Origin of the sequence: Parasphingorhabdus sp. (assembly GCF_039939955.1) — a bacterium.
Classification (GTDB): Bacteria; Pseudomonadota; Alphaproteobacteria; order Sphingomonadales; family Sphingomonadaceae; genus Parasphingorhabdus.
This window is the reverse complement of record NZ_JBDVHS010000002.1, coordinates 421,692-436,270: the sequence shown is the minus strand read 5'-3', so window position 1 is coordinate 436,270 and position 14,579 is coordinate 421,692. Positions and strand designations below refer to the sequence as shown.

Here is a 14,579-nt window from a genome sequence, read left to right as displayed (position 1 = left end):
ATCGGAGCATGAAGATGAAGAAGATATTTGCTATTCCTATGGCGCTGGCCATGTGCGTTCCTGCTGCTGCGCAAGAGACAAGTGCGCCTGGCACCACGGAAGAAGCGACCATTGATCCCGCACGCCTTGCCGTGGCCGAAACCACCGTCGACCATCTGTTTCCCATCGGCACCTATGAGCGGATGATGAAAGGTACGATGGATCAAATGCTGGACGGCATGCTTGCCGGATTGGGCGGCATGACCATGGAAGAAATGGGTGGCACAGTCAGCCCATCGGGCGAGGATTATAGCGCAGAAGACAAGGATAAAACCCTTGCTGAGCTCATGCAGGAATCTGATCCCAATTTCGAAGAGCGTATGCAAATATCGACGCGCGTCCTCATGGACGAAATGACCGATTTGATGAGCGCAATGGAACCACAGGTCCGCACAACGCTTACCAAAATCTATGCCCGCAAATATAGCATTGCGCAGCTCAACGAGATGAATGATTTTTTTGCCACCGACACCGGCAGCGCCTTTGCGCGCGACTATATGATGGTCTTTGTCGATCCGGAAATGATGGAATCGATGATGTCCATGGTGCCTGAATTGATGCAGGCCATGCCGAACATCATGAAGAAGGTGGAAGACGCAACGGCACATCTTCCGCCGGTCGGGACCGCGACCGAAACACAATCCCAGAAAGACGACGAATGACGCACCATTTCCCAACTCCAGAACATGAACGCCTCGCTCGCGAAGGCATGTACCGGCCCGACTTCGAAGGCGACGCCTGTGGTGTCGGCCTTGTTGCGGCAACCGACGGAAAACCGTCGCGGCGCGTAGTATCCTCTGCGATTGATGCGTTAAAAGCAGTCTGGCACCGGGGCGCGGTCGATGCCGATGGCATGACCGGTGATGGCGCTGGTCTGCACGTCGACCTGCCCGCACGCTTTTTCGATGATGCAATTGCCGATAGCGGTCACAAGGTTCGCCCGAACCGGCTTGCCGTCGGCATGATCTTCCTGCCGCGGACCGATTTGGGCGCGCAGGAAACTTGCCGTACCATTGTCGAAGCGGAAATCATTGAATCGGGCTATACGATTTATGGCTGGCGTCAGGTGCCGGTCAATGTGTCGGTGATCGGTCAGAAAGCGCAGAACACCCGCCCCGAAATCGAGCAGATCATGATTGCCGGCCCGATGCCGGACAAGCAAGATGCCCGGGAATTTGAGAAGAATCTCTATCTCATTCGCCGCCGGATCGAAAAGAAAGTCATCGCCGCACAGATTCAGGATTTCTACATTTGTAGCCTGTCCTGCCAGTCGATCATCTACAAAGGTCTGTTTCTCGCAGAATCCCTGTCGGTCTTCTATCCCGACCTGACCGATGATCGGTTCGAAAGCCGCGTGGCCATTTTCCACCAACGCTATTCCACCAACACTTTCCCCCAATGGTGGCTGGCACAGCCGTTCCGCTGTCTTGCCCATAATGGTGAAATCAACACGATCCGCGGCAATAAAAACTGGATGAAGAGCCACGAGATCAAAATGGCGAGCCTCGCCTTTGGTGACTATAGTGAAGATATCAAACCCGTGATCCCTGCTGGCTCTTCTGACACGGCGGCATTGGATGCGGTGTTTGAAACCATCTGCCGGTCCGGCCGCGATGCGCCGACCGCAAAGATCATGCTGGTACCAGAAGCATGGCAGAATGACCCTGATATCGATCCTGGCCACCAGGCGATGTATGAATATATGGCCAGCGTGATGGAGCCTTGGGATGGTCCAGCCGCCCTCGCGATGACCGATGGCCATTGGGTTGTTGCGGGTGTCGATCGCAACGCTTTGCGACCACTACGCTATTCGCGCACCGCCGATAATCTGCTGATCATCGGTTCCGAGTCAGGCATGGTCGTCGTCCCCGAAAGTCAGGTCGTCGAAAAAGGGCGCCTCGGCCCCGGAGAAATGATTGCAGTCGACCTTGATGCAGGAGCCATGTTCAAGGATCGCGAACTCAAAGACCGGATCGCCGCCGAAGAACCCTATGCCGAACTGGTCAAAGGATTCCAGACCGTCGACGATCTGCCACCAGCGCCCAAAGTGTCGGGCATGGGCTTTTCCAAAGAAGAATTGACCCGTCGCCAAACCGCCGCCGGGCATACGCTGGAGGATATGGAAATGATCCTCGCGCCGATGGTCGAGGATGCCAAAGAAGCTATTGGCTCGATGGGTGATGATACGCCGCTGGCGGTGATCAGCCTGAAGCCTCGGCAGGTCAGCCATTTTTTCCGGCAGAATTTTTCGCAGGTCACCAACCCGCCAATCGATAGTTTGCGCGAACGTCATGTGATGAGCCTGCGCACGCGCTTTTCCAACCTGGCCAATATATTGGAACAGGACAGCCAGAATGAAGATGTTCTGGTGCTGGACAGTCCGGTGCTCAGCTGCGGCTTATGGGAGCGATTGAAACTCGGCTTTGACAATACAGTGGCGCAGATCGATTGCACCATGAGCACCACCGGCGGTGCTATTGAACTGCGCGATGCGCTGGCACGCATTAGAGCGGAAGCCGAGCAGGCCGTGCGCGCGGGCAAGACCGAAATCTTCCTCACCGACGAAGATATTGACGAAGACCGGCTGGCAATCTCGATGGTGATTGCAACCGCCGCGGTGCACACGCATCTGGTTCGCAAGGGATTGCGGTCCTATGCCTCGGTCAATGTCCGGGCAGCAGAATGTCTCGACACCCATTGCTATGCCGTTTTGATCGGTGTCGGCGCGACCACCGTCAACGCCTATATGGCGGAAGCCGCCATTGCCGACCGGCACGCTCGTGGTCTGTTCGGTGACCTGACCCTCGACGAATGCCTCGCGCGACACAAGAAAGCGGTCGACGACGGCCTGCTCAAGATCATGTCGAAAATGGGCATTGCCGTCATCTCCAGCTATCGCGGTGGCTATAATTTTGAAGCGGTCGGACTGTCGCGCGCTTTGTGCAACGATCTGTTCCCCGGCATGCCCACCAAAATATCCGGCGAAGGCTATGCCTCCCTGTTCATCAACGCACAGGAAAAGCATGAAGCGGCTTTCGAACCAGCGATCGTCCGCTTGCCGGTCGGTGGTTTCTACAAACAGCGCGATGGCGGTGAAGCCCATGCCTATAGCGCCCATCTGATGCATCTTCTGCAATCAGCGGTCGCCCATGACAGCTATTCTTCCTATCTCCAATTTTCGCAGGCGGTGCGCGAACTGGAACCCATTAATCTGCGCGATTTGATGGAGTTCAACTATGCGCCGGAGCCGGTATCGATTGACGAGGTCGAAGCGATTACCGAAATCCGCAAGCGCTTTAACACGCCCGGCATGTCGCTGGGTGCGCTAAGCCCCGAAGCGCATGAAACGCTGGCCATTGCGATGAACCGTATTGGCGCGAAATCCGTTTCCGGCGAAGGCGGCGAAGAGAAACGGCGCTACACACCATTTGAAAATGGCGACAATGCATCGAGCCCGATCAAGCAGGTGGCCTCTGGCCGCTTTGGCGTGACATCGGAATATCTCGGCGCCTGTGAAGAAGTCGAGATTAAAGTAGCCCAAGGCGCCAAACCCGGCGAAGGCGGTCAGCTGCCGGGCTTCAAAGTCACGGAATTTATCGCCAAGCTGCGCCACTCGACGCCCGGCGTCACGCTCATCTCACCGCCGCCGCATCACGATATCTACTCTATCGAAGATCTCGCGCAGCTGATCTATGATCTCAAGCAGATCAATCCGCGCGCACGGGTTTGCGTGAAGCTTGTGTCATCAGCGGGTATCGGGACGATTGCTGCGGGTGTGGCCAAGGCGCATGCCGACGTTATCCTGATCTCCGGCAATACCGGCGGCACCGGTGCGTCACCACAAACCTCGATCAAATTTGCAGGCACCCCATGGGAAATGGGTCTGACCGAAGCCAATCAGGTGCTGACCCTCAACGGCCTGCGCCACCGGGTGAAATTGCGGACCGATGGTGGTCTGAAGACCGGTCGCGATATTGTCATCGCGGCGATACTCGGCGCCGAGGAATTCGGAATCGGTACGCTCAGTCTGGTGGCCATGGGCTGCATCATGGTGCGGCAATGCCACAGCAACACCTGCCCCGTGGGTGTCTGCGTTCAGGATGAGAGTCTGCGCGAAAAATTCACCGGCACGCCGGAAAAGGTGATCAACCTGATGACCTATATGGCCGAAGAAGTGCGCGAAATTTTGGCCCGTCTCGGCTATCGTTCGCTGACCGAAATTATCGGTCGCACCGAATTGTTGCGTCAGGTCAGTCGCGGTGCAGAGCATCTGGATGATCTGGATCTCAACCCGATTCTTGCCAAGGTCGATGCCAAGGATAGCGAGCGCAGCTTCAACATCGACACCCCGCGCAATGAAGTGCCGGATAGCCTTGATGCCGAAATGATCAAAGATGCGAAACCGGTCTTTGAGCGGCGGGAGAAAATGCAACTCACCTATACGGTGCGCAACACCCACCGTGCGGTGGGCACGCGTTTCTCGGCGGAAGTGACTGCCAAATATGGCATGAGCAGCTTGAATGAAGATCACGTCCATATTCGCCTGCGCGGATCGGCGGGCCAATCGCTTGGCGCCTATCTCTGTCAGGGGATTACGCTGGAAGTATTCGGCGATGCCAATGACTATGTCGGCAAAGGTCTGTGCGGCGGCAAGATTGTCATCCGCCCGATGGTCAGCTCACCGCTCGACAGCAAAGAGAATACGATCATCGGCAATACCGTGCTCTACGGCGCGACCAGCGGGCAGCTGTTCGCGGCTGGACAGGCGGGCGAACGGTTCGCCGTGCGCAACAGCGGCGCGGATGTCGTGGTCGAAGGCTGTGGTGCCAATGGCTGCGAATATATGACCGGCGGCAATGCCGTTATCCTGGGGTCGGTCGGCAGCAATTTCGGCGCGGGCATGACCGGCGGCATGGCCTTCATTCTCGACACCGAGCGCAATTTCGAAAAACATGCCAATGGTGACAGCATCATCTGGCAACGGCTCGACAGCGCATATTGGGAAGGGCATTTGCTGTCCCTGATCCAGCGGCATCAAAAGACCACCGATAGCAAATGGTCCGAATCCATCCTGCGCGACTGGGATCGCTGGCGCGATCGGTTCTGGCAGGTCTGCCCGAAAGAGATGATCGACCGGATCGAACATCCCTTGTCGGACAAGGAAGTGATCGAAGCGGCGGAATAGTCCGAAGGGCTGTTGCATTTGTTTACATCGATGCTGATCCGGTTCAGGCCGGACTCAGCAGCGATATTCTATAGCAATTGCAACAATCATAACGGACGGAGTTTCTTATGCGCCCTATTTTCATGTTGCCTCTGGCATCGCTGGCCCTTGGCCTGGCAGCCCCTGCTATCGCGCAGGACAGTCGTACAGATATCGAGATGGTCGAGAAGCTCAACGATACGGCCTTTCAGGACAAGATGGTTTCGACAATGACCGGCTTTATGACGGCGATGATGGATCTCCCGATCGGCGAATTTGTGCGTGTTATAGACCAATCCATCCCACCGGAGATGCAAGGAGATGGTAATTTTTCAACCATTGATCCCGATGCCACTCTGGGTGACCTCGCCGGGCAAAATGACCCGGATTTCCACCGCAATAGCGAAGAGAAAATGCGTCAGGGCATTGCGATGATGGGAGCCATGGCTTCCGAATTTGGCGCGCTGCTTCCGCAGCTGCAGGCGTTCGGCGAAAAGATGAAACGCCGGATGGAGGCGACACAATAATGGAGCGTCCGGCGAGGCGCGGCGCAACCGGAACATACTGCATCAAAGCTCTTCCACAAAAACCCAATCGCGACTAACAGCAACATTATGTGGCAGCTGTTCCAATTCCCTCTTTGTCCCTTTTCTCGCAAAGTCCGTTTGCTGATGGGTGAGAAGTCGGTCGGCTATGAGCTGATCCGGGAATCGCCATGGGAACAGCGCGATGAATTTCTATCGATGAACCCGGCGGGCCGGACACCGGTCATGCGCCACAGCGAGCGTGACATCCATCTGGTCGATAGCGTCGCCATTTGCGAATTTATCGAGGAAACGGTCGAAAAGACCCCGATGATCAATGGCACGGCCGTGAACCGTGCCGAGATCCGGCGTCTGGTTGCCTGGTTTGACGAACAATTTTACGGCGATGTCACCGCACCGATGCTGCACGAGCGGATGCACAAAAGACTGGTCCGGCGCGAACCGCCCGATGCCAAAATGTTGCGCGAAGCGATGCGCCGGGCGAATTCACATCTGGATTATGTCGACTATCTGATCGACCATCGCAGCTGGCTGGCCGGCGCGACGATGAGCCTCGCCGACCTTGCCGCAGCGGCGCAGATTTCGGTGGCGGATTATCTCGGCGCGATTGACTGGGCCGGGCATGAACAGACCAAAGCCTGGTACAGCATGTTCAAATCGCGCCCGTCCTTCCGGCCATTGCTGTCCGAACGGATGGAAGTGATTGCCCCGCCGGCTCATTATGAAAAGGTCGACTTTTAGAGCTTTAGGTCAGGGTTTTGATCATCTGCACCTTGTCCATACCGGGTGCAAAGCCGTCTTTATCGACCTGCGCGATCGCAAAGCCCAATTTCTCGAAAAATGGCGCCACTATCGGCGTGGTGAACAATTCGACTTCAGCATAATCGCCCGCATCGTCCATTGCGCGCAGTCGATATTCGGCCAGCAATCGCCCCAGACCTTCACCATGATGACGGTTGCTCACCATCCCCCAGGTGAAGCGGGCCTGCCCACGATCTTCCTTGGCAAAGCCGCCGCAACCGATCACCGCACCCTCTTGCTCGACGATGAAATATTCACCGTCCGGACCATCCAGAAAGCCTGCGAAGTCCGGCCGTTCCGTGGAATCAAAAAAATCCGGGACATTACTATCGAATATCGCGAGGCAGGCCTGTTTGTCCGACAGCGCATAAGGCCGGACATGGGTCATCAGGCCCGAACCACCGTCATCAAATAGTTGAGTGAGAGATTGTCGGACAGAGTGAAGCCTTTGGACGGGCTATAGGACAGACCGGTCGTATCTGTGACCGCAAGGCCGACGTTGCCCAATAGCTTCTCCAGTTCATCCGGCGTGATAAATTGATCATGATGATGGGTACCGCGCGGAATCTGCCCCATACCTTCGGCCAGATCGACCAGCAGCAATTTCGATAGCGCCGTACGATTGGGCGTCGAAACGATCATCAGGCCATCATCTGCCAGAGCATCGGCAAGACCCTGCACGAAGCCTTGCGGGTCGTCGACATGTTCGATTACCTCCAGCGAGGTCACCAGATCAAAATTCTTCCCGCCGAAATCCTCCACCGCCTCGTTGCGATAATCAATATCCAGCCGCTGCGGTTCCGCATGGGCCTTCGCCACCGCGATATTTTCCGGCGCCGCATCCAGTCCGGTTACATGGGCACCCAGTCGCGCCAATGGCTCGCAAAGCAGACCCGCACCACAGCCGACATCCAGTGCTTTTCTGCCGGAAAGCGGCTTTAGCAGGCTGCTGTCGCAATGGAAATGCAGGTCAATCGCGTCGCGGATATAGGCAAGCCGCACAGGATTCAGACGATGCAGCATCGCGGAAGACCCTTTGGGGTCCCACCAGTCCTCTGCCAATGCGCCGAAATGCGCGGCTTCTTCGGGCTTGATTGTGCTACTTGCCTTTGTCATGCCCCCTCTTTATCAGGCTTTTCAATCCTGTTCAGGCCCTTTTTATTGAAAGTTTTACCGACAGCATCATGGCACGCATAGTGATGAAATTTGGCGGCACCTCGATGGCCGGAATCGAACGTATCCGCCGGGTGGCGCAGATCGTCAAACAGCAGGCCGATGCCGGTCATGACGTCGCGGTGGTCGTGTCGGCCATGGCGGGCGATACCGACCGGCTGGTCAATTTCTGTCGCGAAGCCAGTTCGCTCTATGATCCGGCCGAATATGACGTGGTGGTCTCCTCTGGCGAGCAAGTGACCTCGGGCCTTTTGGCCATTGCGCTGCAGTCGCTAGGGGCCAAAGCGCGCAGCTGGCTGGGTTGGCAAATGCCCGTCCGCACGATCGAAGCCCATAGCAAGGCGCGGATCGAAACGATTGACGCGGACAAGCTGGCCTCGTCCATGGCGAGCGGCGAAATCGCGATCATTCCCGGCTTTCAGGGCGTCAGCGACGATGGCCGGATCACCACATTGGGCCGCGGTGGTTCCGACACCAGCGCGGTTGCCATTGCCGCAGCCGTCAAGGCAGACCGCTGCGACATTTATACCGATGTCGATGGCGTTTATACCACCGACCCGCGCATCGTGACGCGAGCCCGCAAACTGAACAAGGTGACGTTTGAGGAAATGCTCGAACTGGCCAGCGTCGGCGCGAAAGTGCTGCAGACCCGCTCGGTCGGCCTAGCGATGAAAGAAGGCGTGCGCATCCAGGTGCTCTCTTCCTTCACCGATGAAAATACCAACTATACCGCGGACGACCTGCCCGGCACGATGATTGTCAGCGAAGACGAAATGGAGACAAAAGATATGGAACGGCAACTGATCACCGGTATCGCCCATGACAAGAATGAAGCGAAAATCACCCTGACCCGCGTGCCCGACAAACCGGGCGCGGTTGCCGATATTTTTGCGCCGCTCTCGGACGCGGCGATCAATGTCGACATGATCATTCAGAATGTCGGTCGCGAGAAAGGCGAAACCGATGTGACCTTCACCGTGCCCGCCGTCGATCTCGACCGGGCGATGCAGGTCCTGGAAGGCGCACAGAAAGACATCGGATACAATCGGCTGATTCCCGATACCAACGTCGCCAAAATTTCCGTCGTTGGCGTCGGCATGAAAAGCCATGCCGGTATCGCCGCCACCATGTTCCAGGCGCTGGCCGACCGCGGCGTGAATATTCAGGCGATCACCACCTCGGAAATCAAGGTCAGCGTGCTGATCGAGGAAGATTATACCGAACTGGCATTGCGCGTGCTGCATACGGCTTACGGGTTGGATGCAGAGGATGCGGCTTGACGCTAAACAGACCGTTCTTGACGCACCATCGCGTCGAACGTCTATTGTGAATAAGGATCTAATATCTTGAGCGATCTTCAAAGCCTAATGCAACGCGGCACCGATTTCCTCGGCTGCGAAACCGCGATCATGTGCGGGGCGATGTCCTGGGTATCGGAACGCAATCTCGTCAGCGCGATTTCCAACGCGGGTGGCTTTGGTGTGATCGCCTGTGGCGCGATGACGCCGGACTTGCTCGACACCGAAATTGCCGAGACCAAGAAACGCACCGACAAGCCATTCGGTGTCAATCTGATCACCATGCATCCCGATCTGATGGAGCTGATTGCCATTTGCGGCGAACATCAGGTCAGCCATGTCGTGCTGGCGGGCGGACTACCGCCCAAGGGTAGCCTCGAAGCGATCAAGGAAACCGGCGCGAAAGTCATTTGCTTTGCCCCCGCCATGGCGCTGGCCAAAAAGTTCATCCGCTCCGGCGTCGATGCGATTGTTATCGAGGGCATGGAAGCCGGTGGCCATATCGGTCCGGTCTCCACGTCCGTTTTGGCGCAGGAAATATTGCCTGAAATCGCCGACCAATTGCCGGTCTTCGTCGCCGGCGGTATCGGCACGGGCGACATGATTGCCGCCTATCTGGAAATGGGCGCCAGTGGCGTTCAACTCGGCACGCGTTTTGTCTGCGCCCATGAATCCATCGCCCATCCCGATTTCAAAAAAGCCTTCATCCGCGGCAATGCCCGTGATGCGATCACCAGCGTGCAGGTCGATCCGCGCCTGCCGGTGATCCCGGTCCGCGCGCTGAAGAATAAAGGCACCGAAGAATTTACCCGCAAGCAGATTGAAGTCGCCAAATTGTTGGATTCGGGCGAGATAGAAATGGGCGAAGCGCAGCTACAAATTGAGCATTTTTGGGCAGGAGCGTTACGAAAAGCGGTCATTGACGGCGATATTGAACAGGGCAGCGTTATGGCCGGACAATCGGTTGGCATGGTCAAAGCGGAAGAATCGGTGGCCGAAATTATCAAAGCGCTGGCCGAGCAAGCCGAGACCGCTCTCGCCCGATAGGCAGAGCGCCGCTGACAGTAGTGGATCTGTCTTGCCTTGGTAACACAGTTTCGCCATAATCGCGGCATGTCCGAACATGCTTCCAATCCTTCCAGTCCCGATCCATTTGATGCAATGGAATCGGCCCTATCCAGCAGCTATAATCAGGGCCTGACACCGCTCCATCCACCGCAGAAAAGTTTGACCCGGGTCAATATGATCCTGCGGGCGCTAATCCTGCTGATAGGGGCGTCTGTCGTCGAAACCCTGCTCTATATGCATCATCAAGTGCAGTCGGGAATGGTGCTGATTCCGGCCATATTCTTCGCCATTTTGCTGGTCTTCGTCCTGCCCCATCGGATCTATCGCCGTTGGGGTTATGACATGGGCGACGAGCAATTGCGGGTGCTACGCGGTTTCCTATGGCGCAAAGATACGATCGTTCCGTTCAACCGGATCCAGCATATCGATGTCGCGCAAGGTCCGCTGCAACGGATGTTCGGCCTATCGACTTTGATCGTGCACACCGCCGGAACGCACAATAGTATCGTCACCCTGCCCGGCCTCGCCACCGCCGATGCGGAGCATATGCGCGAGACGATCAAGGGTCATATTCGCCAAGACATGATATGAGCGACGCCGCAGAAATTCCCCCACCGCAGGACGGCGCGCCTTTCCAGCGCCTGCACCCGCTCAGCATCATCCTGAAATCCTTGTCGATGATCGGCCGGAATATCGTCGCGATTTTCGTCCTGCATTTCAGCCTGTTCGATCAGAATATCTCCTATACTCTGCTCGCTGCTTTGGCGTTGATCTCGTTGGTCGTCGGGGTCATCGCCTTGATCTGGTCGCGCTTCACCTATCAAATCACGGAACGTGAAATCCGGATCAAAAGCGGGCTGCTCAACCGCAACAATCGCTCCATTCCTTTCGACCGGATACAGGATGTCAGTCTGGAACAAAAGCTGGTCAGTCGTTTGCTTGGTTTAACCACGGTCACGCTGGAAACCGGTTCAGGCGGCGGCGAAGATGGTCAGCTTGAAGCGCTGGCCCGATCGGATGCAGAACGGCTTCGCGACACGATCCGCGACTATAAGGCCGGCTTGAATATGGCCGACACCCCGTCTCAGAACGCGCCCGACACAGAAGATGTCCCGCCGCTATTTGCGATGGATAATCGCCGCATATTCATTGCCGGACTGTTCAATTTCTCCTTCGTTCTGCTGGCAGTTCTGGGCGCGATTGCACAAAATCTGGACTTCCTGCTGCCCGATGGTTTCTTCAATCCACGCAATTGGATCGAAGCTTTACCGGATCAGGATCTTATCAACGGGCTGAGCTTCTGGGTACGGGTTGGCGGCGCGATGGCCGCGATTATATCGCTGGTCATGATTGGCTTTGTCAGCGGAATCGTCCGGACTTTCATCCGGGAATATAGCTTCCGGCTCGACCGAGCCGATACCGGACAGCCGGGCTTTCGGCGACGACGCGGGCTATTCACTCTGACCGACATGGTCATGCCGATCCATCGCGTACAAGCAGCAACCTTGCAAACCGGCCCCCTTCGCGCGCGCTTTGGCTGGTATCATCTCAAATTCACGTCTCTGGCAGGCGATGCTAGCGGAGAAACCGATCATAGCGCGGCCCCCTGTGCCACGCTTACAGAGATCACGCCGATCCTCAATGAATGCGCAATCCACCAAGCAGCACCTGACCTAAAATTTCAGCGGGTCAGTTCTGCCTTCTGGTGGCGCCGTGCAATCATTGGCTGCCTGTTGCTGGCGGGCATCGCTCTGGCAACCGGCTTAATCCTGCATTCCGGTTTTTTTGCGCTGATCCTGCTCGCGATACCACTCAGCCTGATCTTCTTTCTCAACTGGCGTCATCATCAATATGCCATGACGGACAAGCAATTATATGTCCGCTCTGGTTGGTGGCGACGCAGGTCGACCATTTTGCCATTGCGCAAAATTCAAACCGTTGATGTAAGCCAGAATCCAGTCGACCATCCGCTTGATCTGGCATCCGTGACCATTGCCATTGCCGGTGGTTCCGCAATAGCGCCGCTAAAGATCGCGTCGATTCCCTTGCCTACTGCCATGGATTTACGCGCTCGGCAGCTGGCCCTCCAAAATCTCACTTGACTAAAACCACCGATCATCCACGATAGTTGCCAGAGATATTATCAGGCGATTTCGGGAGAAGATGATGCGCAGAACATATTTAGCCATGCTGGCCCCACTGACGATGCTGGTCAGCACGCCCACCTATGCGCAAGCGGATGACGGACAGCAATCAACCGAACTGCATGCAATCATCGACTCCTATTGGGCCTATCAGCTGGAACAATTTCCCGAATTTGCATCCTCTCTCGGAGTCGACGATGTCAAAGGCCGGGTTAGCGATGCCAGCCTCGCCGCCGAAGACATGCGAGTCGAAAAGGCAAAAATCTGGCTCGCGCAGCTGGACGCTATGGATAGGGATGCACTGAGCGAAGATGACAAGACCAACTTCGGTATCTTGCACCGATCACTTGCCGAGCAAATCGAAGCCAATGGCTTTGGTCAGCGCACGATCAATTTCACCAATAGGGGCGGCTGGCACCAGAGTTTTGCGAGCATGCAAAACAACTTACCATTCCGCGATGCGCAGGATTATCAGACATATATCAGTCGCCTCAAGCAATATGCCAAGATCAATGATCAATCGATAGCGGTTGCCAATCAGGCGCTTGCTGGCGGCTATGTCCAACCCTGCGTCTCCATGGTCGGTTATGAAACCAGCATTTCCGGCCTGCTCACCGACGATGCAAAACAGTCGCGTTTCTATCAACCTTTTCTGCGCAAGCGGCCGGAGACAATTGACGAAGCGGCGTTTGATACTTTGGCCACGGAAGCAGCCGGGATCATCACAAGCATCATCAACCCCGCGGTGCAGAAGCATCTAGACTGGTATATGAAAGACTATGCGCCAAACTGCGCCAAAGCGCCTGGCGTTTCGGCACAGCCCGGTGGTGCGGACTATTATGATTTTCGTATCCGGCGGATGACGACAACCGACAAATCCGCGGATGAAATTCACAATATTGGCGTGAGCGAAGTCGCCCGCATTCGCGCGGAGATGGTGGAGGTCGCGAAAGAAGCGGGCTATGATACGCGCGAAGCATTTATCGAGCATCTGCGCACCGATCCCCAATATTACGCCAAAACACCCGAAGAGCTGATGGAAAAGGTCGCCCGGGTAACGAAGATCATCGATGGCAAGATGCCATCCATCATCGGAAAACTGGCGCGGCTGCCTTATGGCATCAAGGAAATCCCGGCCGAAACCGCAGAAGGCACGACCACGGCTTATTATAATCCCGGATCACCGGATGTTGGCATTGCGGGCTTCTATTATGTCAATACATCGAAGCTCGACCAACGCCCCTTCTGGGAAATTCCAGCGCTGAGTGTACATGAAGCGGTTCCGGGTCATCATATGCAGATCGCCCTTCAGCAGGAACTCGACATGCCCGATTTCCGCAAACATGGCGCCTTTTTCACCGCCTTTGTCGAAGGCTGGGGCCTTTATTCGGAGCGGCTAGGAATCGAGATGGATCTCTACGATACCCCAGCCAAAAATATGGGCCGCCTGTCCTATGAAATGTGGCGCGCTTGCCGTCTGGTCGTCGACACTGGCATCCACAGCAAAGGCTGGAGCAAACAACGTGCGATTGATTTCATGACCGACAATACTGCGCTCAGCACCGCCAATATCGAAGCCGAGGTAAACCGCTATATCAGCTGGCCCGGTCAAGCGCTCGCCTATAAGATGGGCGAGCTGAAAATTCGCGAGCTACGCCGTAAAGCGACCAGCGAACTGGGCGACAAGTTCGACCTGCGCGAATTTCACGATGTCGTGCTGGGTCAGGGCGCGGTCCCGCTCGACATGCTCGAAGCGCAAGTGAACCGTTGGATAGAAGACAAGAAGGCTGACTGAAACACTAGCCATCGGAACCAGATCCAACGCATTTGGGATAGTTATCTAAAAGGAAAGACTATGAAAGTTTTTGCAACAGTCCTGGCCTCGTTAGCGATTGCCGCTCTCATGTTGATGGCCCCGCCGGTTCTCGCTCAGGCTACACCTGCAACACTGGCCAATGATGTTCTTGTTTCATATCAGAACGGAGACGTTGACACATTTTCTGAACTCGTAACGGCTTCTCCATTGCTTGATAAAACCACCACGCTCACCGCTCAAATAAAGACCAATGTCCGAACATTGTTAGATATTTACGGACCCGTTGAGGGATGGGAACTGGTGAAGGAAAAGTCCGCGTCCGACAGATATATTGAAAATAGCTATGTCATTTTTCAACATGAGTTTGCAACGCGCCTAGAGCTATCATTTTACAAGCGTTCTTCGGGATGGATCATCACCAGCTTCAAGATAGACGATAGCACTAGCAGCTTACTGGAATAGGCAAACCGATCCGACCCTGCCGGGAAACAT

General features: G+C 55.9%; 12 protein-coding genes. 10 read left to right on the top strand and 2 right to left on the bottom strand.

All coding sequences use genetic code 11. The features are described 5' to 3' along the window. The first annotated feature begins 14 nt into the window (after positions 1 to 14). From ABJG22_RS02395 to ABJG22_RS02380, 4 genes are all read left to right on the top strand, one after another. Positions 15 to 701, top strand: coding sequence for a DUF2059 domain-containing protein (locus ABJG22_RS02395; protein ID WP_348018632.1), 687 nt, complete (start codon positions 15 to 17; stop codon positions 699 to 701). Next, on the top strand, positions 698 to 5,224 hold the full coding sequence (gltB, locus tag ABJG22_RS02390; protein WP_348018631.1) for a glutamate synthase large subunit: 4,527 nt from the start codon (positions 698 to 700) through the stop codon (positions 5,222 to 5,224). The genes ABJG22_RS02395 and gltB overlap by 4 nt, the downstream gene beginning before the upstream one ends. A 107-nt stretch (positions 5,225 to 5,331) precedes the next feature. After that, complete coding sequence (locus tag ABJG22_RS02385) at positions 5,332 to 5,769, top strand: hypothetical protein (protein ID WP_348018630.1); 438 nt, start codon at positions 5,332 to 5,334, stop codon at positions 5,767 to 5,769. An 87-nt stretch (positions 5,770 to 5,856) separates the two neighbouring features. After that, a complete protein-coding gene (locus ABJG22_RS02380) occupies positions 5,857 to 6,528 on the top strand; it encodes a glutathione S-transferase family protein (protein WP_348018629.1) in 672 nt (223 codons plus the stop codon). 4 nt (positions 6,529 to 6,532) lie between these two features. Here ABJG22_RS02380 and ABJG22_RS02375 read toward each other — a convergent pair whose 3' ends face one another. Next, entirely contained in the window at positions 6,533 to 6,976 is a 444-nt protein-coding gene (locus ABJG22_RS02375; protein ID WP_348018628.1) for a GNAT family N-acetyltransferase, read from the bottom strand. Next, entirely contained in the window at positions 6,976 to 7,704 is a 729-nt protein-coding gene (ubiG, locus tag ABJG22_RS02370; protein ID WP_348018627.1) for a bifunctional 2-polyprenyl-6-hydroxyphenol methylase/3-demethylubiquinol 3-O-methyltransferase UbiG, read from the bottom strand. Before ubiG ends, ABJG22_RS02375 begins: the two co-directional genes overlap by 1 nt. 68 nt (positions 7,705 to 7,772) lie before the next feature. Here ubiG and ABJG22_RS02365 point away from each other — a divergent pair, with 68 nt between their 5' ends. From ABJG22_RS02365 to ABJG22_RS02340, 6 genes are all read left to right on the top strand, one after another. Then, a complete protein-coding gene (locus ABJG22_RS02365) occupies positions 7,773 to 9,041 on the top strand; it encodes an aspartate kinase (RefSeq protein ID WP_348018626.1) in 1,269 nt (422 codons plus the stop codon). Positions 9,042 to 9,128: 87 nt separating this feature from the next. Beyond that, positions 9,129 to 10,106, top strand: coding sequence for a nitronate monooxygenase (locus tag ABJG22_RS02360; RefSeq protein WP_348018784.1), 978 nt, complete (start codon positions 9,129 to 9,131; stop codon positions 10,104 to 10,106). A gap of 66 nt (positions 10,107 to 10,172) precedes the next feature. After that, on the top strand, positions 10,173 to 10,718 hold the full coding sequence (locus ABJG22_RS02355) for a PH domain-containing protein (protein ID WP_348018625.1): 546 nt from the start codon (positions 10,173 to 10,175) through the stop codon (positions 10,716 to 10,718). Next, positions 10,715 to 12,229 carry a PH domain-containing protein gene (locus tag ABJG22_RS02350; protein ID WP_348018624.1) on the top strand — a complete coding sequence of 505 codons (1,515 nt, stop codon included), beginning with the start codon at positions 10,715 to 10,717 and terminating at the stop codon, positions 12,227 to 12,229. Before ABJG22_RS02355 ends, ABJG22_RS02350 begins: the two co-directional genes overlap by 4 nt. Positions 12,230 to 12,290: 61 nt before the next feature. Next, on the top strand, positions 12,291 to 14,066 hold the full coding sequence (locus tag ABJG22_RS02345; protein WP_348018623.1) for a DUF885 domain-containing protein: 1,776 nt from the start codon (positions 12,291 to 12,293) through the stop codon (positions 14,064 to 14,066). 60 nt (positions 14,067 to 14,126) lie between these two features. Continuing rightward, positions 14,127 to 14,549 (top strand): hypothetical protein, encoded by a 423-nt coding sequence (locus ABJG22_RS02340; protein WP_348018622.1) that lies wholly within the window; start codon positions 14,127 to 14,129, stop codon positions 14,547 to 14,549. Positions 14,550 to 14,579: the final 30 nt, after the last annotated feature.